This window comes from Streptomyces longwoodensis, assembly GCF_001514125.1.
Taxonomy (GTDB): domain Bacteria; phylum Actinomycetota; class Actinomycetes; order Streptomycetales; family Streptomycetaceae; genus Streptomyces; species Streptomyces longwoodensis.
The window spans coordinates 97,382-117,305 of record NZ_KQ948557.1 but is presented as its reverse complement, the minus strand read 5'-3'; the positions used below and the strand labels follow the sequence as shown (position 1 = coordinate 117,305).

Annotated in this window: 15 protein-coding genes and 1 pseudogene; 4 read left to right on the top strand and 12 right to left on the bottom strand. The window is 73.7% G+C overall.

Going from position 1 to position 19,924, the window contains the following annotated elements:
• Nucleotides 1-51: 51 nt before the first annotated feature.
• A complete protein-coding gene (locus AQJ30_RS23660; RefSeq protein ID WP_159052361.1) occupies nt 52-2,727 on the bottom strand; it encodes a tetratricopeptide repeat protein in 2,676 nt (891 codons plus the stop codon).
• Nucleotides 2,728-3,878: 1,151 nt separating this feature from the next.
• Between AQJ30_RS23660 and AQJ30_RS37130 the strand changes: the two are divergent.
• Nucleotides 3,879-4,459, top strand: a pseudogene (locus AQJ30_RS37130) (ATP-binding protein); the annotation flags it as partial.
• Nucleotides 4,460-4,612: 153 nt separating this feature from the next.
• A complete protein-coding gene (locus AQJ30_RS23640; RefSeq protein WP_079084233.1) occupies nt 4,613-5,122 on the top strand; it encodes a DUF2867 domain-containing protein in 510 nt (169 codons plus the stop codon).
• Between the two features lie 27 nt (nt 5,123-5,149).
• Here the strand turns inward: AQJ30_RS23640 and AQJ30_RS23635 are convergent, their stop codons facing one another.
• From AQJ30_RS23635 to AQJ30_RS23610, 7 genes are all read right to left on the bottom strand, one after another.
• Complete coding sequence (locus AQJ30_RS23635) at nt 5,150-5,371, bottom strand: hypothetical protein (protein ID WP_107119675.1); 222 nt, start codon at nt 5,369-5,371, stop codon at nt 5,150-5,152.
• Between the two features lie 175 nt (nt 5,372-5,546).
• Nucleotides 5,547-5,840, bottom strand: a complete 294-nt coding sequence (locus tag AQJ30_RS23630; protein WP_067237536.1) for a hypothetical protein — start codon at nt 5,838-5,840, stop codon at nt 5,547-5,549.
• Nucleotides 5,841-5,913: 73 nt separating this feature from the next.
• Nucleotides 5,914-6,084, bottom strand: coding sequence for a hypothetical protein (locus AQJ30_RS38765; RefSeq protein ID WP_169808489.1), 171 nt, complete (start codon nt 6,082-6,084; stop codon nt 5,914-5,916).
• A gap of 110 nt (nt 6,085-6,194) precedes the next feature.
• Nucleotides 6,195-6,752 (bottom strand): telomere-protecting terminal protein Tpg, encoded by a 558-nt coding sequence (tpg, locus tag AQJ30_RS23625; RefSeq protein WP_067237534.1) that lies wholly within the window; start codon nt 6,750-6,752, stop codon nt 6,195-6,197.
• Between the two features lie 12 nt (nt 6,753-6,764).
• The gene (gene tap, locus AQJ30_RS23620) at nt 6,765-8,990 is read right to left on the bottom strand and encodes a telomere-associated protein Tap (RefSeq protein WP_067237532.1); all 2,226 of its coding nucleotides are present in this window, start codon (nt 8,988-8,990) and stop codon (nt 6,765-6,767) included.
• 92 nt (nt 8,991-9,082) lie between these two features.
• The gene (locus AQJ30_RS23615) at nt 9,083-9,964 is read right to left on the bottom strand and encodes a YegS/Rv2252/BmrU family lipid kinase (protein WP_067237530.1); all 882 of its coding nucleotides are present in this window, start codon (nt 9,962-9,964) and stop codon (nt 9,083-9,085) included.
• 40 nt (nt 9,965-10,004) lie between these two features.
• Nucleotides 10,005-11,609, bottom strand: a complete 1,605-nt coding sequence (locus AQJ30_RS23610) for an FAD-binding oxidoreductase (protein WP_067237527.1) — start codon at nt 11,607-11,609, stop codon at nt 10,005-10,007.
• Nucleotides 11,610-11,778: 169 nt separating this feature from the next.
• Between AQJ30_RS23610 and AQJ30_RS23605 the strand changes: the two genes are divergently transcribed.
• Nucleotides 11,779-12,390 carry a TetR/AcrR family transcriptional regulator gene (locus AQJ30_RS23605; RefSeq protein ID WP_067237524.1) on the top strand — a complete coding sequence of 204 codons (612 nt, stop codon included), beginning with the start codon at nt 11,779-11,781 and terminating at the stop codon, nt 12,388-12,390.
• Nucleotides 12,387-13,961, top strand: a complete 1,575-nt coding sequence (locus tag AQJ30_RS23600) for a glycerol-3-phosphate dehydrogenase/oxidase (RefSeq protein WP_067237522.1) — start codon at nt 12,387-12,389, stop codon at nt 13,959-13,961. The genes AQJ30_RS23605 and AQJ30_RS23600 overlap by 4 nt, the downstream gene beginning before the upstream one ends.
• A 95-nt stretch (nt 13,962-14,056) precedes the next feature.
• On the opposite strand, the gene AQJ30_RS23595 is transcribed toward AQJ30_RS23600, so the two are convergent.
• The 4 genes from AQJ30_RS23595 to AQJ30_RS23580 form a co-directional block, all read right to left on the bottom strand.
• Nucleotides 14,057-15,871 carry a chitinase gene (locus tag AQJ30_RS23595; RefSeq protein WP_067237520.1) on the bottom strand — a complete coding sequence of 605 codons (1,815 nt, stop codon included), beginning with the start codon at nt 15,869-15,871 and terminating at the stop codon, nt 14,057-14,059.
• A 368-nt stretch (nt 15,872-16,239) separates the two neighbouring features.
• Nucleotides 16,240-18,096 carry a helix-turn-helix domain-containing protein gene (locus AQJ30_RS23590; RefSeq protein ID WP_067237518.1) on the bottom strand — a complete coding sequence of 619 codons (1,857 nt, stop codon included), beginning with the start codon at nt 18,094-18,096 and terminating at the stop codon, nt 16,240-16,242.
• Nucleotides 18,096-18,344, bottom strand: coding sequence for a hypothetical protein (locus AQJ30_RS23585; RefSeq protein ID WP_067237515.1), 249 nt, complete (start codon nt 18,342-18,344; stop codon nt 18,096-18,098). Before AQJ30_RS23585 ends, AQJ30_RS23590 begins: the two co-directional genes overlap by 1 nt.
• Before the next feature lie 514 nt (nt 18,345-18,858).
• Entirely contained in the window at nt 18,859-19,905 is a 1,047-nt protein-coding gene (locus tag AQJ30_RS23580; protein WP_067237513.1) for a terpene synthase family protein, read from the bottom strand.
• Between the last annotated feature and the right edge of the window lie 19 nt (nt 19,906-19,924).

The window sequence follows — 19,924 nt, the reverse complement described above, 5'->3', positions numbered from 1 at the left end:
CGGCACCCCGGACCAGCCGCCGCCCCTGACCCTCCTCCGGGCGTTGGCACATCAGCGGCCCGCGCCGATGAGTGCGAGCCAGACGGGGTCGACGATGAGGAGGCTGGTCGCCGGGGCATCGCCGCGTGCGATTGCCTCGACGAGGTCGACCAGCTTGTCCGTCTCCTGTGCAGGCGTCTCGGTGCAGAGCAGAGGGCTCTTGGGCTTGCCCAGATGCGCCAGGGCGGAGTGGGCCGCGCGGGCGAGTCGCGCGAGTTCCGGGTCGCCGTCCGCCATGGCGCAGACGGCCGCGGTCCGCTCCAGGTGCGGGCGGGCTTCCGTGCGGTGGCCCGACTGCGCGAGTAGGGAACCGAGTTGGAACATGCTCTGGGCCTTGAGCCGGTCATCGGTGCCCGTCTCGGCCAGCGCGGCACCGTCCCGTGTCCATGTGATGGCCTTGGCGCCGTAGCAGGCAGGGCACAGTTGCCAGTAGGCCGCGCCGAGTCCGACGGACGCCACGGCCACTTTGGCCTGCGCGCCGACGTGCCTGAACTCCCGGACCGCCCAACCGAGACACGCCGCGGCGCATGCCGGTGCGCGCAGGTCGCGCAGAGCGGTGCGTGAGTGGCGCAGGGCCACCATGCCGCTCCCCCACCCATCCCCCAGGTCGTGGAACAGGTGCGCGGCCCTGACCAGTGCCGTGGTCACGGCCTCGGGCTTGCCGCGCTCGTGCAGTACGTCCGCGAGGGCGACGAGTGCCATGGCCTCGCCCTGCCGGTCACCCTGGCGCCGTGACAGATCGATGTCGCTGCGGTGAGCCGCCTCCGCTGCGGGCAGTTCGCCCCGTAGGGCGTAGGTGAGGCCGAGGTTGTGCAGTGCCGCACTGACTGTCCGGGGGCGCTCGGCCTGCGCCGCGACCTCCGCCGCCTCGGAGAGCCGTTCCACCGCCTCGTCCAGTCGCCCGGTCAGGCGGCAGGCGTTCCCGAGGGCACAAAGTGCCGTCGCGTAGTCCGCCGGCGGCAGGTGCCGGGCCGCTGCCTCCGCCTGCGTCGCGCAGAGATACGCGTCGGCGCCCCGCCAGTGATCCTCCAGGTAGCGCTGGAGGTTGAGCGTGAGGGTGAGGGCGGGCCGGTGACGGTCCGCCCTGCGCGCGGCACCGACCAGCGCGACGAGGTTGGCCCGTTCGGCGTCCAGCCAGGCGAGTGCCTGCGCGGCCCCTCCGAAGGGCCCGGGGACGGTGCCCGCAGCGGTCCTGCCGTCGAGGAGGGCGTCCGCCGCCGCGGTCAGGGCCGTGCAGTGGTCGTCGAGCCGCAGTGCGGCCGCTGCCACCTCGTCCCCTGCGAGGTCGGCGTCCGGTCCCGGACCGGGCCGGTGCCGTTCGGCCTGCTCGGCGCCGTACAGCCGCACGAGGTCGTGCAGGGACCAGCGCTCGGCATCCTCGATCGGCCGGGGAGCCTGCGCCTTTCCCGTCGGCAGGCCGGTGCGGACGATCAGATGGTGGCGGGCGAGCACCGCGAGGTGGCGGCGGCCGAGGGGACGGGGAAGGCCGAGCAGGACGGCAGCGGTGGACGTCGAGATGTCGGGACCCGGGCAGGTGGCGAGCAGGCGCAGGGCGCGGGCCGCTGCGGGGGGCAGGTGGTGGTACGACAGGTCGAGACTGGCCTTGACGGCGAGCGGACGGCCTTCGGTGTCCTCCTGGTCCAGCGACAGCGTGTCCAACCGGTCACGGGTCTCGCGCAGTTCCTCGACGTGGGCGCTCAAGGGCCGGTCCGCATCCGTCCGCAGCAGTGCGGCCGAGATGCGCAGCGCGAGCGGGAGTCCGCCGCACAGGCCTGCGAGTTCCTCTGCGCCGGCCGGGTCGTCGGAACATCGCGGGTCCTGCGTCTTCGCGGCCCGCAGCGCTGTGTCCAGCAGCAGGACCGCCTCGTCCGTCGGCAGTGGGGCGACGTCAACGTGGTGGACGGGCAGTGAGCCGAGGGCTTGGCGGGACGTGATCAGCGCCCGGTGCGGCGGCTGGGGCAGCAGCGCGCCGACCTGGCCCGGATCGCGGACGTTGTCCAGCACCACCAGCAGCGATGCGTTCTGCCCGGCCAGGTCGTGCAGCAGACGCCGCCAGGCATCCAGCGCTCCGCTCTCCGTACCCGGCAGCTGCCGGGCGGGGATGCCCATGGCCCGCAGCAACCTGTCCGCGACGGCTCCTGCAGGCACCGGGTCAAGGGCGCTGTACCCGCGCAGGTCCGCGAAGACGGCTCCGCCGGGGAACCATCCACGCCGCTGCGCCTCGTGCGCTGCGTGCAGGGCCAGTGCCGTCTTGCCGGCCCCGCCCATCCCCGCGATCGCGGACACGACGACGGCGGAGTCGGTCTCCGCCCCGGGCCTCAACCACCGCAGCAGTTCTTCGGTTTCGGCTGTCCGTCCGGTGAAGTCCGGTGATGGGGGCGGCAGCGTAACGGGTCCGGCCGGTCTGGCGTCCGTCGTCCGGTTTCGGGGACGGCCACCTGGCGACTCCTCGCTGCGCTCCTTGCGCGCGGCACGCACCAGGCGCAGCCACCGCTCCCGTTCTGCAGGGATCACCGCCGGGTTCGGCGTGCTGCCGACTTGAAGACGACAGGCCTCCCGGCGGAGGTAGCCGACCAGGTGGAGCAGGAAGGACTCGCTGTTCCTCCCGGGCACCGAGCGGCCGTTGAGCCAGTCGTCGAGGGTGGAGATGCCGACCCGTGGCGCGGACGCGCACCCCAGACACGCCATGCGCTTCAGTGTGGGTTCGCCTGCTGCGCGGCGCGCTTTCACCAGCTCGCCCACGAACCGCTCGATGTGACGCCCCATGTCTACCGCGCCCTCCGGCCCCCGCTTCGCTTCCGGTCCCGTAAGTCCCCGGAAAACCGGTCGCATCCCTCCCCGCCAGGCTAGCGGCGGCCTGGTGCGGTCACCCGCCGTCGCCGTAAACCCCCCGGACGCCTTTACCTCGGTGGCATCTGCCGTACACCACGGCCGAGTTCACCACTCATGAGGAGTAGTACGTCATGGTCTTCACGCCCCGAGTACGGACCCGCGCCTGCCTGCCGCCTCGCTCGACACCCGCGGAAGCGCCGGCCCAGAAGCCGTCCGGATGCCCGTTCCCGACCGTCACCGCGACGCACCGGCCTGGGCGTAGCGCGTGGAACGCCACGGCCCGGCAGTTCGCCCTCGCTGCGATCACCGGCGCCGCCGATGCCCTGACGACCTTGCTGCTCCACCTGTTGCACCTGGCGTCGTCTTGAACCCCAGGGGCTGGCTCTGTCGCCGGCCGAAGCACGAGAAGACCGCCCCGGCCGGGCCGTACTTCGGAAGCTGCTTCATCCAGGTGCCTTCGATGGGCAGCTCCCGTCGTACATGCGGCAGCTGCCCACGTACTGGGTTCCCTTTCAAGTGCCGCTCGGCCAACCGCCGGGTGGCGGTGTCGTTGTGCGGACCGATCCGGTTGAAGACGGGCAGCAGCGGCGGGCGCGGCTGGTCGCCTGTCGCGGCTGGTGGGTACCCACCGGCGGGTGCGACGCGCGAGCGGTGACGGGGGCGGGCTGAAGCCAGGCCGGCCGCCAGGGCGTGCAGGAGGACCGAGACCTACTATTCCTGGCCGCGGTGCTCGGGGCGGTGTCGGTACGCCCGGTGAGCAGCGCGTTGCGGACCAGGTGGGGGCTGCCCAGCGGTTGCGCAGCCCATTGGAGCAGCGGTAAGCGCCGCGGGTCCTGCGGCGCTGCGCGAGCCCGGAACCGGCGGTGAACACCGCCAGCAGTCACCACGGCCCGCGCGGGCGCCGTGTGCTTCCCGCCGACGACGCCGTGCTGGGCCGGTACGACGCCTGCGGGCACCTGCGCTGCGTCGGGCGCAGCACGACTCTCCCCGGAGGCCGCGGGCCAGGCACCCGCCTGCAGGTCGAGCACCCGGTCAGCGAGGAGGTCGCCGGCGTCGACCTGGTGCGGGAGATGTTCCGCATCGCCGACGGCGAGGAACTGGGCCACGGCGACCCGGAACTGCGCGGCCACTCCCTGGAGTTCCGCATCAACGGCGAGGACCCGGGCCGCAGCTTCCTGCCCGCCCCGGCACGGTCACGGTTTTCGCGCCGCCGACCGGCCCCGGTGTCCGCCTGGACGCGGGCGTCGAGTCCGGCAGCGTCATCGGCCCGGCCTGGGACTCCCTGCTCGCCAAGCTGATCGTCACCGGCGCCACCCGCAAGCAGGCCCTCCAGCGCGCCGCCCGCGCGCTCGCCGAGTTCGACGTCGGGGGCATGGCGACCGCGATCCCCTTCCACCGCGCGGTGGTCGAGGACCCGGCGTTCGCCCCCGAACTCACCGGCTCGCAGGACCCGTTCACGGTCCACACCCGCTGGATCGAGACCGAGTTCGTCAACGACATCAAGCCGTTCGCCGCCCCCGCCGACGCCGGGACCGGGGACGAGCCCGGCCGCGGGACGGTGGTCGTCGAGGTCGGCGGCAGGCGTCTGGTGGCCTGAGCGCGCAGGCCGGAGCCTCCGTCGCCTCGGGCGCCCCCATCTGCGAGATCAACGACTGAACGAGGACGAGCGATACGGTCGGTCATGACGGCGCTGCCACACGCAGGAGTCGTGACCGCGCGTACGAGGAGACGGGGACGGACCATGGGGCACAGGGCAGGAACACGCGTACGCAGGAACGCCGAACCCGTCGTGGGCGCGGCGGTGGCGAGCTTGGGCGGCTTCGATCACGTCGACGCGGTCGCGGTCGACCTGGCCCCGGGAACCAGTGCCCCGGACTTCGCCCGGACGGTGCTGGCCGCGACACCGGAGTGGGTGCACGGCATGCTGAGCGTGCGGGACAAACTGATGTCGCCGTTCGGGCTGCACGTCCAAAAGCGCGTCGCCCCCGAGGAGATCCGGGTCGAACCCGGAGCACGGCTGGGCCCCTTCCGGGTCCTGACCGTCACCGACGACGAGGTGCTCGCCGGCGACGACGACAAGCACCTGGACTTCCGTACCTCCTTCGCCGTACGGGAGGGCGCCGCAGGCCTGGAAGGCGTGTGCACCACGGTCGTCCGCTACCGCCGGCGGGCCGGGCACCTGTACTTCAAGGTGATCCAGCCCTTCCACAACCTCATCATCCCCAGGGTCGTCGCCCGCGCCCGCTCGTAGCAACGACGCACCGGCCTGCGCCAGCGGTCAGGCAGGCGAGCGGCCGGTGGTGCCCGGCAGAGTCGTGGTCCTGATCCGGCGGTGGGTCCGGAACCCGTACACGGTCAGCGCTGTCCAGATGACGGCGCTGACCAGGGGCCACCACAGGTCCCGGCCCTGCTCGCCCTGGACGAGATGGACGACCCCGTTCACCGCCCAGCTGACCGCGAGAACCAGCGCTGCCCACCTGGCCCACCGCCACATCCGCATCGTTCCTCGGGCACGGGTTTCCTGTGAGCTCTGATCGTCCTGTCGACGTCGTGTGCCATTCATACCTACCGCGTACCCCTTGTCGGCTCCTCGCCTCCCGGCCCCCGGGGGACGGCCGAAAAGGGACTGTCCCACCGGCTGCGGAGATTCTCGCCGCTGCCGTGCCGACGGCGGGTCAGACGTGCGCGTGACGAGGTGCAGCCGCCCTCCGTGGTGCGGCGTGGTGCGCGGGACGTCGCGAGTCCGTGGCCTTGAGGCGCTGCAGCCACAGGGAGGCTGCGAGCAGCAGGCCGCCGAAGACCGCCAGGAGGAGGGCGGACACCCACATCTGCCGGCTGCCGGGCGACTGCCAGGCGGTGAAGGTGGTCAACACCGCCCACAGCAGGACGCCACCTGCGTAGAAGGTGCGGACCCGGCGCAGCTGCCGCACGGCCCGCAAGGACATGACGCGATCAGTCTTGGATGCCATGCCGGCCCGTGTACCCCGGCGCACGCTCTTCAACGGGGTTGATCGGATCGGCTCTCCGGTCGCTTCTCACGCCTTACTGCTGGGCGCGTCCTTCGAAGTCGCGGCGTACTGCTGCGCCTTGGTCCTCGACCAGGCCCGCATCGTCGGGGAGGTCCAGGACGGCGCCGCAGTGGCTGCACAGTTTCCCGTCCTCGGCCGGCGTGCCGCACGCCTTGCAGAACCGGTTCCCGGCTGTCTGTGTCATGGCTCTCTCCCCAAGGGTGGACAGTGGTGGGCGAGGAGTACCCCTGACGTCTGCGCTGATGCCCTGCACACCTGCTGCAGACCGTCGCCCTGAGCGCTGAAGCGCGGCAGCTACAGGTCGAACTCGAGGTGCTCGATGTCCGTGAAGCGGACCTCTTCCAGGCTGCCGGCGCGGCGGCCGCCGTCCTGGAAGTACACCTCCTTGAGGGCTTCGGCGGTGATCTGCTGGAGTTGCTGGTCGGTGGCGCCGGCTTCCTGGGCGTCGAAGAGGCGGGCGGCGTGGTGCGGGGGCAGGGCGACGGTCAGGTGGCGGATGCGGTCCTGGTCGGTCGATCCGACGGGGGCGGTGTAGCCGAGGCGGGCGCGGGTGTCGATGACGATGCCGTCCGTGCTCGCCGCCCGGGCCCGGGCCCGGGCGCGGATCTGGGGCTGCCAGCGCTTGTTCACCTCGCGTTGCAGGCGGGCCGCGAGGTCGGGGCGGGGCTTTTTGATCTGGTCCTTGACGTAGCGTTCGACGGTGCGCTGGGAGATGCGCAGCGTCCGGGCGGCCGCCTTGGTGCTCTTGAGCTGCTTGACCAGGTAGCGCATCTGCGCGGGCGCGCTCTTGGGCGTGGGGCGGGTGAACGCCTTGTGCACGGCGGCTTCCAGGCCGTCCCCGATCAGGCTCATGGTGGCCTTCTCCTACTCGCCGTTGTCGGTGTCGGTGACGGTGCCGTCCTTGATGTAGCGGGCGAGGTTGAGGTCCGGGGCGTCGAAGCGTTCGCGGACCTCTTCGCCCCACAGGACGGTCTGGGTGCCCTCGTGTTTGACCAGGCCCGGGTTGACGCCGAGCTTGAAGCCGCCGGGCAGCGGTGTGCCTTCCCGGTAGGGCAGGAAGTCCAGCGGGCTGGTGCCGTCGGCGGCGTAGACGACGCAGTCGGACAGGACGGCGACGGGGTACTGGCCGGTGAACGCCGCGTGCTTGACGATCTTGCGGTGCAGGTTGATGCGGGTGCGGGAGATGACGGCCGCGCGGATGTCCGGCCGCCACGTCGGCCGGGACAGGGCGCGCCACGGCTCGCCGGGGCGCCAGCCCTCGCCCCGGGGGCGTTCGCGGAGCTTGCCCAGGCCGCCCTTGACGGTGGCCTTGATCGCGGAGACGACGATCGCCAGGCCGGGGTCGCGGTCCTTGTGGCCGTCCATCGCGGTGAGGAAGTCGGCCGGGGCCATGTGCGCGTGCACGCCGAGGTCGGCCATCGTGGCGAGGTAGGCGTCGCGCAGCCGGTGGTACCAGGCGTCCAGGTAGCGGCCGTTGTCGTGGCGGACGTAGGCCTCGCTCGGGTGGACCTCGTAGCCGAGTTCGGCTGCGTAGGCGACGGTGGGCGTCGCGTACCAGGCCGGGCCGGTCGGGCGTTCGCCCTTCGGGGTGAACGGGCTGGGCAGCAGATCGGCGTCCAGCTGCGCCCACTTGTCCTTGCCGAGCTTCACGTGGGACAGGTCGACGTGGGAGAGGTCGACCAGCCATGAGCCGGGCAGCTTGGGGTCGAACTGCGGGTTCTTGACGTGGGTCGGTGCGCCGAGGCCGACGACCAGGCCGTTGGCTCCGGCGGCGAAGGCCATGTTCACGTCGATGCCGACCAGGTGGCGCAGGGTGCACTCGGCGTCGGTCATCGGCCGGGCCCAGTCGTACGCCTCCTCCAGCAGCTTCTCCTCGGGGCCGCGGACGTGGAAGCGCGGCAGGTCCTTCAGCAGCGGATGTCCGTCCGGGGCCTCGCAGGGTGCGCAGTCCACCGGGTCCTTGCCCAGGCTGCCGGGGTTGTGCTCGGAGTGCCGGCGGCCGGCGGCGTCGGGTTCGGAGGCGCGGGTGGGCGGGTGCAGCGCGGTCATCAGCTCCAGGCCGGTCACGGCGGTCGATCCGCGCGGGGTCATCACCCGGGTCGCGTACACGCCCAGGACGCGGGCGAGTTCGGCCGGCGGGAGCCGGCCGGCGTCGCCCCAGTGGCGGGTGTCCAGCGCGTTCCACGACGGGATGCACACCTGCACGCAGGCCCGCTCCGCACCGGTGGCGGGGCGGTAGATCCTCGCCCATGGGCCGAAGCCGCGCTTGGTCAGCTTCCACTGGGCGCGGGTGAGCTGCTTGACGACCTTGTGGCCCTCCGGGATCCGCCCGGCGTGCCGCTCCTCGTCCGTGAGCGTGACGGGCAGGCCGTAGCGCTCCAGGGCGGCTTCGGTGAGCACGATCAGCGGGTCGGCGTCCTTGCCCGGCCCGGTGAGCTTCGGAGCCCCGAGCCGCGCCTCGCGCAGGGTCCAGTCGATCAGGGCCGGGATGCTCTTGGCCGGTACGTCCAGGACCAGGCCGTCGGTGCAGTACGCCAGCACCTGCCCGTCCTGGACGTCGACGACCGCCAGCGGGCCGTTCGCGAACCGTGGGTCGGCGGGGCTCGCCGGGGTTGCGGCCGGGGCCGTCTTCTTCGCTGCGCGCGGTGGGACCGACGCGTTGCGCGCCGGGCGGGGTGCGGCCGGCGGAGCAGGGGTGACCGCGGCAGGGGCCGGGGGCTGGGTGTGCTCGGGTGCAGGCGTGTGCTCGGGTGCAGGCGTGACGGCGGCTGCGGTGGCCGGGCCCGCGGACGGGGCCTGTTCCGGCGTGGGGGCGGGGGCCGCGGTGACGGGGGCGGACGCCGGGGCCGGGTAGAGCTGCGCGAGCTGCTTGAGCAGCCGGGCGTACGCCTCACGCTCGGGACCGCGCGGCTCGGTCGGCTTCTTCACCGACTCCCACGCCGACACCGTGGCCCGGCGCACCTTCAGAGCGCCCGCGACGTCGTCCAGTGTCAGGCCGTGTGCGACCCGCAGCCGCTTGCGCTCCTCCGCCGGCGGCAGCGGGGCGCGGGACGCCACCAGTGCGTCGACCGCGTCGAACAGCTCGGACATGGAACACCTCCCGCCCGCCACCCTACGCCGTGCCCGTAAGGGGTGCGCACTTCTACCGTACGGACACCGTACGCCCGTTGGGTGGGCCCTGCTCAGTACAGCACCGGCAGGTCTCCGGGGCGGACGCGCACGGTGACCGGGAGGGTGGCCTCCACCTCGCCGTCGGCGCCGTAGGGGACGGGGCGGGTGGCCTCGATGTGCAGTTCGCGGGCGCGCAGGACGCGGACCTCGGGGCGGTGGACGTGGGCGCCGGTGCCCAGTTCGTTCATGAGGGTGAAGAAGAGCCTGCGGGGGGCCTCGCGGATGAGGACCACGTCGAGCAGGCCGTCGTCGACGCGGGCGCCGGGTGCGATGAGGCGGCCGGAGCCGTAGTAGGGGGAGTTGGCGGCGACGACGGTGTAGCCGCGGTGCAGGTGTTCCTCGCCGTCGACGGTGACGCGGTAGTCGGCCGGCCGCCAGGTGGTGACGGCGCGCAGGCCGCCCGCGTAGTAGGAGGCGGCGCCGCGCAGCAGGCGGGCGTTGTTGGCGTGCCGGTTGGCCTCGGCGTCGACGCCGGCGTAGACGCTGCCCAGGACCACCGTGCGGGGGTGGACGGCGGATTCGACCTCGAGGGTGTCGACCGGGCGGGGTTCGGCGTGCAGCAGGATCCGGGCGAGGGCTTCGGGTTCGGCGGGCAGGCCGAGGGCGCGGGCGAAGTCGTTGCCGCGTCCGGCGGGCACCAGGCCCAGGACGGTTCCGGTGCCGCTGAGGGCGCCGCCGATGCCGCCCGCGATGCCGTCGCCGCCCACGGCCAGGACGGTCCGGCCGCGTTCGCCGGCCGCGCGGGCGAGGTCCTGGGCGTGGGTGAGGCTGCGGCTGTACTCGGTGGCCAGTTCGGCGCCGGCCGCGCGCAGCAGCCGGGCCAGCCGCAGCAGGGTCGCCGCCCCGGTGGAGCCGCCCGCGGTGGGGTTGACGACGGCGGTGAACTGGCGCATCGGTGGGGCCTCCGGGGCAGGCGTTCAGGGGGCGGGCGGGTCAGTCGGTGGGCAGCAGGACGCCGGGGTTGAGCAGCCACTCGGGGTCCAGGCGGCGTTTGACGGCGCGCAGGGCCGACACGCCGAGGGGGCCGGCCTCGCGGACGTACCAGTCGCGGTGGTCGGTGCCGACGCCGTGGTGGTGGGAAATGGTGCCGCCGGCCGCGAGGACGGCCTCGTTGGCGGCGTGCTTGGCGGGCGTCCAGTGGGCCACCGGGTCCTCGCCCTGGGCGCTGACGACGGTGAAGTACAGGGAGGCGCCGTTCTCGTACACGTGGGAGATGTGGCACATGACCAAGGGCGGGGTGCCCGCCTGGGTGAGGGTGTCGGTGAGGGCGGTGCGCACGGCGGTGTACAGGGCGGGGATGCGGGACCAGAAGGCCGCGGTCTCCAGTGTCTCGGCGAAGGCGCCGGCGTCGAGGAGGGCGTCGCGCAGGTAGGGCGCGGAGTAGCGGCCGTGGGCCCAGCGTTCGCCCGGTGCGGTGCCGGCCGGGGTGCCGCCGCAGTCCGCCAGGACGGTGGCGGCCCGCTCGCGGCGGTGGGCGGTGTCCTCGGCGGTCCCCTCGTACCCGGCGATCGCCAGGCAGCCCGCGCCGCCGCTTGCCGGGTCGGTGCCGGCCGGGTCGGTGCCGATGGCGTCGGGCTGGGCGAGGCCGACAAGGGTCTCGGTCTCGTCGGACAGGCGCAGCACGGTGGGGCGGGGCCCGTCCTGGGCGAGCCGGCGCAGTGCGGTGGCGCCCTGGGTGAAGGAGTCGAACCGCCAGCCCTCGTAGGTGCGGACCTCGGGCAGGGGGCGGATGCGGACGGTGACGGAGGTGATGACGCCGAAGGCGCCCTCGGAGCCGAGGACCAGCTGGCGCAGGTCGGGGCCGGCGGCGGAGCGCGGGGCGCGGCCGGTGTCGATGGTGCCCTCGGGGGTGGCGAGGGTCAGGGCGAGGACCATGTCGTCGAAACGGCCGTAGCCGGCGGAGGCCTGCCCGCTGGAGCGGGCGGCCGCGAAGCCGCCGATGGTGGCCCATTCGAAGGACTGGGGGAAGTGGCCGAGGGTGAAGCCCTGGGCGGCGAGCAGGGCTTCGGCGTCGGGGGCGCGCAGGCCGGGCTGCAGGACGGCGGTGCGCGAGAGCGGGTCGAGGTCGAGCAGGGCGTTCATCCGGCGCAGGTCCAGGGCGATGAACGCGCTGCGTTGCGGGGCGAGTCCGCCCACCACCGAGGTGCCGCCGCCGAAGGGCACGACGGCCAGGCCGTGTGCGGCACAGGCGCGCAGGACGGCGAGGACCTCGTCGTGGCCGGCGGGCAGGACGACCGCCTGGGGCACGTCGGTGACGTCGCCGGCGCGCAGGCGCAGCAGGTCGGGGGTGGACTTGCCGCGGGTGTGCCGGACGCGGCCGGCCGCGTCGGTGCGCACGTGTTCCTCGCCGACGGCGTCGGCGAGGGCGCGCAGGGCGGCGGGGGCCGCGGTGGGGGCGGGCGGGCGGACGTCCTCGAGGCGGAGGGCGGGGGTGGTGCGCGGCTGGACCCCGAGCAGGTCGCGCAGCAGGGCGGTCACCGTCTCGGGCAGCGGTGCCGCCTTGGCCGGGTCGCCCCAGCCGTTCCACAGCATGTCCATCGAACGGTCGTCCTCACGGGTCGGGTCGGCGGGTGGGCAGGGGCGCCCTGGTCGGCGGGTCGGTCGCTGGTCGGTCGGCTCGGACGTCCAGTGCGCGGGGTGCGTGGCCGGGCCTGCCGGTGAGGGCGTGCCGCTTCCGTCCGCCCCCCGGGGCGTTACACTGTGACACATGACGCCTATTCGTCACAACGGTTCGGGCGGCGGACCGGACAACGACGCCGTCCTCGACGCGGTCCGCGACTGCGTGCTGGCCGTCGGGGTGCGGCGCACCACGCTCGCCGACGTGGCCCGCCGCGCCGGTCTCTCCCGGATGACGCTGTACCGGCGCTGGCCGGACCTGCGGAGCCTGGTGGGCGACCTGATGACACGGGAGTGGATCGCCGTGGCGACCGCGGCCATGCCGGACGCCGCGCCCGGCACCGGCACGCGCACCCGGATCGTGGACGGACTGGTCGCCGGGGTCGAGGCGTTCCGGGCCCACCCGCTCTTCCGCAAGATCGTCGACGTCGACCCCGAACTGCTCCTGCCCTACGTCCTGGACCGGCGCGGCGCGAGCCAGGAGGCGCTGCTCGGCCTGCTCGGCGAGGCGCTGCGCGAGGGCCACGCGGACGGCTCGGTACGGCCCGGCCACGCCGAACGGCAGGCCCGCACCGTGCTGTTGACCGTGCAGTCCTTCACCCTGTCCCTGCGCACCATGACCGACGAGGACGACGCGGAGCTGGACTCCGCCGCGTTCCTCGGCGAGCTGCGCGCCCTGCTGGAGAGGACCCTGACGCCATGAGCCACCCCGAGGCCGCGCCCGGCTCGTCGCTGAGCGCGCACCGGCGCCGCCGGGAACTGGCCGAGGCCGCGGACGGGCGCACGGTGGACGTCCTGGTCGTCGGGCTCGGCGCCACCGGGGCCGGCGCCGCGCTGGACGCGGCGGCCCGCGGCCTGGACGTCGTCGCGGTGGACGCCCACGACCTGGCCTTCGGCACCTCCCGCTGGAGCTCCAAGCTCATCCACGGCGGGCTGCGCTACCTCGCCTCCGCGCAGTTCGACGTGGCCCACGAGAGCGCGGTCGAACGCGGGGTGCTGATGACCCGGACCGCTCCCCACCTGGTGGCCGCCCAGCCGTTCGTGCTGCCGCTGACCCCGCTGGTCTCCCGCGGCCAGGCCTCGCTGGCCTGGGCCGGGCTGCGCGCGGGCGACGTGCTGCGGCTGGCCGCCCGGACCCCGCGCGGCGTGCTGCCCGCACCGCGCCGGCTGTCCGCGGCCGAGGCCCGGCACCTGGCGCCCGCCGTCCGCACGGGCGGCCTGCGCGGCGCCCTGCTGTCCTGGGACGGCAAGGTGAGCGACGACGCGGCACTGGTGACGGCCCTGGCCAGGACCGCCGCCGCACACGGCGCCCGGGTGCTGACCCGGGTGCGCGCGCTCCAGGTCGGCGGCACCGGCGCCCGCGTCCGCGACGAACTCACCGGCCAGGAGGGCGAGATCAGGGCCCGAGCCGTCATCAACGCCACCGGCGTGTGGGCGGACACCCTCGCCGACGGCATCCGCATCCGGCCCTCCCGCGGCACCCACCTGGTCCTGCGCTCCGAGCAGCTCGGCGTCCTGCCGGCCGGCCTGCACATCCCCGTCCCCGGCGAGACCAACCGCTTCGTGCTGGTCCTGCCGCAGGGCGACGGCCGGGTCTACGTCGGTCTCACCGACGAGCCGGCCGAGGGCGCGGTGCCCGACGTGCCCGAGGTCCCCGAGAGCGACATCGGCTTCCTGCTGGACGTGCTGGGCTCGGCCCTGGACGTGCCGGTCGGCCGCGACGAGGTGGCCGGCGCCTTCGCCGGCCTGCGCCCGCTGCTCGACACCTCCGCCGCCGGCGGCTCCCCCGACCGCACCTCCGACATCTCCCGCCGGCACGCCGTACTGACCTCGCCCGACGGGGTCACCACCGTGGTCGGCGGCAAGCTCACCACCTACCGGCGCATGGCCCAGGACGCCGTGGACGCGGCCGTCACGGCCCGCGGCCTGCACGCCGCCCCCTCCCCCACCGCCGGGCTCCCGCTGACCGGCGCCGCCGCCCCCGGACGGCTGCGCGCCCTGCCCGCCCCCCGCCGCCTGGTGCGCCGCTACGGCACCGAGGCCGCCGCGGTCCACGCCCTCGCCGCCCACGACCCCGCACTGGCCGAGCCGGTCCTGCCCGGCCACCCCGTCACCCGCGCCGAACTCCTGTGGGCCGTCCGGCACGAGGGCGCCCTTGACGAGTCCGACCTGCTGGACCGCCGCACCCGCATCGGCCTGATCGGGCCCGACCGCGAGGAGGCGCTCCCCGCGGCCCGGGAGATCCTCGACGGGGCGGCAGCGGCACGGCCCTGAACCGGCCGCACCGCCCCGCCCCGCCTTGTGGCCCTTGGGGTCTCAGGCCCTGGTGCCTGAGGCCTCGAGCCTTGCGCCTGGTGCCTCGCCTCGTGTCAGCCGAAGTAGCCGTCGAAGGTCTTCTGGAACTCCCCGTTCGCGAACCGGTCCCAGTTGATCGACCACGTCATCAGGCCCCGCAGCGCCGGCCAGGTCCCGTGGGTGGCGTACGAGCCGCAGCTGGTCTTCTTCGTCAGGCAGTCCAGGGTCTTGGTGACCTCGGCCGGCGAGACGTAGCCGTTGCCCGCGTTCGTGGAGGCCGGCATGCCGATCGCGACCTGGTCGGGGCGCAGCGGCGGGAAGACGTTGTTCGGGTCGCCGGCCACCGGGAAGCCGGTGAGCAGCATGTCGGTCATGGCGATGTGGAAGTCGGCGCCGCCCATGGAGTGGTACTGGTTGTCCAGGCCCATGATCGGGCCGGAGTTGTAGTCCTGGACGTGCAGCAGGGTCAGGTCGTCGCGCAGGGCGTGGATGACCGGGAGGTAGGCGCCGCAACGCGGGTCCTGGCCGCCCCACTTGCCGGTGCCGTAGAACTGGTAGCCGTTCTGCACGAAGAACGTCTCCGGGGCCATCGTGAGGACGAACTTCGCCCCGTACTTCGCCTTCAGGGTCTTCAGGGCCGAGATCAGGTTCACGACCACGGGCGTGGTGGGGTTCTTGAAGTCGGTGTCGTTGGCGTTCAGCGACAGGGAGTGGCCCTCGAAGTCGACGTCCAGGCCGTCCAGGCCCCAGGTGTCGATGATCTTCGACACGGACGTCACGAAGGCGTCCCGGGCGGCCGTGGTGGTCAGCTGGACCTGGCCGTTCTGGCCGCCGATCGAGATGAGCACCTTCTTGCCGGCGGCCTGCTTGGCCTTGATCGCGGCCTTGAAGTCGGCGTCGCTCTCCACGCCGGGGCATTCGGTGACCGGGCAGCGGTTGAAGCGGATGTCCCCGGAGGTGACCGAGGTGGGCTCGCCGAAGGCCAGGTCGATGACGTCCCAGCTGTCGGGGACGTCGGCGAGGCGGGTGTAGCCGGCGCCGTTGGCGAAGCTGGCGTGCAGGTAGCCGACGAGGGCGTGGGCGGGCAGGTCGGACGGCCCGCCGCCGGTGCCGGTTCCGGCGCTGGTGGTGGCGGTGACGGCCGCGGACCTCGCGGACTCGCCGGCGGCGTTGACCGCGCTCACCTGGAAGCTGTACGCGGTGGAGGCGGCGAGGCCGGAGACGGTCGCCGAGGTGCCGGTCACGCTCTGGACCCGGGTCCCGTCGCGGTAGAGCGCGTAGCTCGTCGCGCCGGTCACCGCCGACCAGGACAGGCCGACGGAGGAGGAGGTGACGGAGGTGGCCTTCAGGCCGGTGGGGGCGGCGGGCGGCTGGCCGGTACCGCTGCCGCCGGGGCCGACGAGGGTGATGTCGTCGGCCTGGTAGGCGCCGGTGCCGTACCAGCCGTGGGTGTAGATCGTGACCTTGGTGGTGGCGGGGCCGGTGCGGAAGGTGGTGGTCAGTTTCTGCCAGTCGGGGGCGGACTGGGTCCAGGAGGAGACGTCGGTGGTGCCGGTGCCGTTCGCGCCGAGGTAGACGTAGGAGCCGCGGACGTACCCGGACAGGGTGTACTGCGCGTCGGGCTGGACGGTCACCGTCTGGGCGCACTGGGCGTTGTCGCTGCCGGCCGGGGTGGCCTGCAGCGCGGAACGCCCGCTGTGCACCGGTGAGTCGACGGTCGTGCCGGCCGTGCAGGTCCACCCGGTCAGGCCGGACTCGAAGCCGCCGTTGACCGCGACGTCCGCGTCGGCCGCGCCGGCGGGCGAGGAGAGCGCGGTCAGGGCGGGCACGGCCAGCAGGGCGGCCGTGAGCGCGGCCAGGACGGATCTGGGACGTCGGGCGCGGTCCACAAGGGCCTCCGGGATCGGGGGAGTTGGAGGGGCGCAGCGCACACAACTTGGTCCAGACCAATCCTGTTGTCAAGACGTCCGGGGGCTGTCCGGGCGTCCGGAGGGCCGTTCGCCGGGTCCCAGGGGCTGTTCATGGCGTCCCGGGGGCTGTTCATGGCGTCCCGGGGGCTGTTAGTGGCGCCCCGAGGCTGTTCATGGCGTCCCGAGGGCTGTTCGTGGCGCCCCGAGGCTGTTCGCGGCGTCCCGGGGGCTGTTCGCGGCGCCCCGGCGGGCGGCCCATGGCGTCCGGGAGTTGTCCGTGGCCGCTCGCGGGCAGTGGGGCGGGCCCGCAACGGGTCCGCCCCACCGCCCGGTCGGGGATGGCCGGTTCAGTCCGTGCGGCCGGTGCTCCCGGGCAGGGGCCGGCCGAGGCGGTGGACCGTGGTGACGGTGTCGGTGCGGGTGCGGTCGCCGTCGGCGCCGATGCCGAAGTGACCGCTCGCCCCGGCGACGGCGTCGTTGCGCAGGGCGTACAGCTCGTTCCTGACGGCGTAGCGGTTGGGCAGGGTGGTGGGGCCGTCGCCGTGGGCGGCGGCGTTGTGCAGGGCGGTGGAGGCGGTGAGGACGGCGTCGTGGGCGACGATGGCCCAGTAGCTGCTGGTGAGGTGCCGGGCGGGGAACTGCTGGTCGTGGTGGGGGGCGGTGAAGTTCTTCACGAACGCGGTGTACAGGCCGCGGTCGAGGTTGGTGGGGCCGCTGAGCTGGGCGGGGCTGGGGAAGGAGGCGTACAGCACGGTGATGGGCGCGTCGGCGGTGTGCAGGGCTTGCGTCGTGGGGTCGAGGGAGGCCGCGTCGGAGCCGGTGATGACGGTGATGGGCTGGGCGTGGCAGCTGCGCTGGGCGAGGGCGTCGAGGAAGCCGGGCAGGTACTTGACGCGGGCGGCGTAGTAGACGGTGTCGATGGTCTTGCCGGTGTTGCAGAAGTTCTGGCTGATGGTGGGCAGGATGGCGCCGGGTCCGCCGCGCGGGTCGAAGGCGAAGTCGGAGTTGGGGTCGAGGTGCTTCTTCAGGCCCGCGATGGTCCGGAAGCCCTTGCGCAGGGACTCGGTGTACAGGTCGCGGGTGCCGTTGGGGGTGACCTGGGTGCTGACCAGGGCCGCGGTGCGCCCGCCGGAGCCGAGTTCCTTGCTGATCGCGGTGAGCTGGTCGGTGTTGGACAGGGCGACCCGGGCCAGTCCGTTGATCGGGCCCTTGCCGTCGACCGCGCCGGTGGCGTCGAAGCCGTCCGCGGTGATCAGGTCCCCGATCATGGGCAGGTCGGCCTTCGCGAGTTCCCGGGTGGCGTCGACGGTCTCCTGCTGGCTCAGCCCCAGCCCGGCCACCGCCACCAGGTGCTCGCCGTCCTTGACGCTCTTCAGCTGGTCCACGGCCGTCTTCCAGGCCCGTTCGGAGCTGCCCATCGACGCCACCAGCAGCCGGATCTTGGGCCTGCTGTCCTTCTTGTTCTCCTCCTCCACGGCCGTGTAGGCGCCCTCGAGTTCGGCCACGTACTGGCCCACCGTCAGCGAGTTGGCGTCCGCGGAGCTCAGCGGTGTGAGGAAGGCGAAGGTGACGTAGTCGCCGCCGTCGGTGACGGTGCTGTTCTCCGCGCCGATGGCCTTCATGACGGGCTTCAGGTCGTCGCCGAAGACGGCCGCGCCGTCACGGCCGTCGGTGACGCCCGTGCACTCCCCGCCGGGCCCGGTCACCAGGTCCGGGCTGGACGTGCTGCAGTGCTGCTCGCGGAAGCGGTCCTGACTGGATTCGTGCGCCTGCCAGCCCACCAGGGCCGCGGTGAGGGCGAGCACGGCGCCCACCGCCAGGCCGGCGCGCAGCCGCCCGCGGCCCCCGCCCAGCAGGGCGTCCCAGCGTCTGCCGGACCCGGTCGGCCCGGTCGGCTGCGCGGGCCGGCTGTTCAGCGCGTCCCAGCACGTGAGCCACCGCGCCCGGGCCGCCTCGTCCAGCCCGCAGGCGGGCAGGTACTTGGCGACGAAGTCCTTCGAGGGCAGGGCGTCCTTCGTCAGCACGTTGTGGATCGTGGTGGTCGACAGGCCCCCTCTGCTGGCGCTCGCGACGGCCTGGTAACTCCTGGTCCCGCGCAGCTCCTTCAGCGCGTCGCGGAACTCCTTCTGGTCGCGCACGCGCAGCGGATCGGGCCCCTTGTCCGGCTCGTCGGCCCCGCCCGGCCGGCCCTGCGGCAGCCTCATCACGCACCCCCGGCCAGGCCGGCCGCCGGGCGGCGGCCGCTCAGCCACGGACCGAGCTGCGCGGCGGCGGCCGAGGCCGCCGTCACGAGCCCGATGACGTCGCAGACGGGCTGCCCGGCGTGCACGAGGACGACGACCACCACTAGGACGATGGTGAGGACGGTGATCCGGTGGGCCGGCGTGAGGCGCGCACCGCACAGCGCGTGCTGCGCGGCCACCGCCCGCCGGTGGCGCTGGGACCTGTTCATGCGTGAGGACACAGTGGTTCCCCTCCCTGGGCACGGCGAGAGACGCCGAAACGGCACCGCATCCAGTTACCGGCTGAGATGCGGCTCTTCGCCCAGTCTCTGCCGTGGCCGCATCCGGGGAAAACCCTTCACCTCAATCGGAATCAGCCCGGACAACTAGCGCTCGATTTCGGAAGAATTCAGTTCCAGAAAGGCGGGGCGCCCGGACCGTCCGGCCCGCCGCCGGCCGCGGCACGCCCCTCTCCCAGCCCCCACCGCGCACCTGCTCACATGCCTCTGACCAGGTCACTCGGTGTTCCGAACGGTTCCGAAGCCGTCCCGAACGCCGAGGATCTTGCGCGGCGGGCCACCCGGTGGTGAGCTGAACAAGCGGAACTCCGCCCTCGGAAAACGCCGCCCTCTCCCCTTCCTGGGCACGGCAGCGCGCCAACGGGCGGAGGAAAGGGGGCTCTTGTTACCGGCAGGAGCCCCCGCCGCAGCCCTCTCGGCACCAAGTAGCGGAAGGGGAAGCCGGTTATTCCGACGGCCGGTCGAATGCATTCCGCTGCGGTCGGCAGGCCGCCGGAAGGAGCTGGTCGAGGTGGCCCGGGCCCGAAGGGGGCACGATCCGGGGGGCGTCGCGGTAGCGGTGGGTTTCGGTCTGCCAGGTGTGGTAGCCGCTCATCCAGGCGGTCATGACGCGGACGTAGGCGGCGACATCGGCCTGTTCCTGTTCGGTGAGGGCGAGTTGGGTGCAGACGGCGGGGACCTGTGCAGCCAGGCGGTCGAAGCGGCGCAGGCGCCGGGTCACTTCGCCGCGGGCCGCGGTGAGGGCTTGGCCGCGGGTGAGGTGGCGGGCCCGTTCCAGGACGAGGACGAGGTTGTCCATGTCGCCGCGGGCCTCCTCCTTCTCCAGGGAGTACACGTCGTTGCACATCAGGGTGACGTCGATGGCGGCCCGGCGCATCAGGCGCAGTTCGGGGCTGTGGAAGGCGGACGCGGGGACGGCCAGGCCGGCGGCGCGTTCGCCGAGGGAGAGGGGCAGGTCGGTGGCGGCGACGCCGCGCCGGACCTCGAGGTAGGTGGCGAGGTCCGCCGGGGTGCCGCGCAGGCGGCCCCGCGCCTCGTGGGCCTGCGCGGCGAAGTAGTACTCCCATTCGTGGGCGGTACGGGCGGTCCAGGCCGGGTGGGCGCCGTCGGTGCTGCGGGCCCGGATGTCGGCGAACGCCGCGGTGCAGGGGTCCGCGCCGGGCGGCGGCGGGGCGCCGTGGGCGATGTCGATGAGCGTCCGGCAGACGCGGGCGGTCGCGGCGGGGTCGCGGCCGAGGGGGCCGTCGAACTGGTCGTCGAAGACGAAGAAGAAGCCCATCGCGTCCGCCAGCAGGTCCAGGGCCGGGCCCCGGGCGTGCGGGAAGCCGAGCGCGGCCAGGCGCGGCATGTCCCAGGAGACGTACCAGGCCAGGGACCGGTCGTCGGCGGCCAGGCCGGTGCGGCGCACCCAGTCCAGGTGGTGCCGGCGGGCGGCGTCGAGGCCGGGGCCGATGTGCGCGGCGGGCAGGCCGAAGGTCATGTCCTGGGGCACGGGTGGCTCCCGGGGCCGT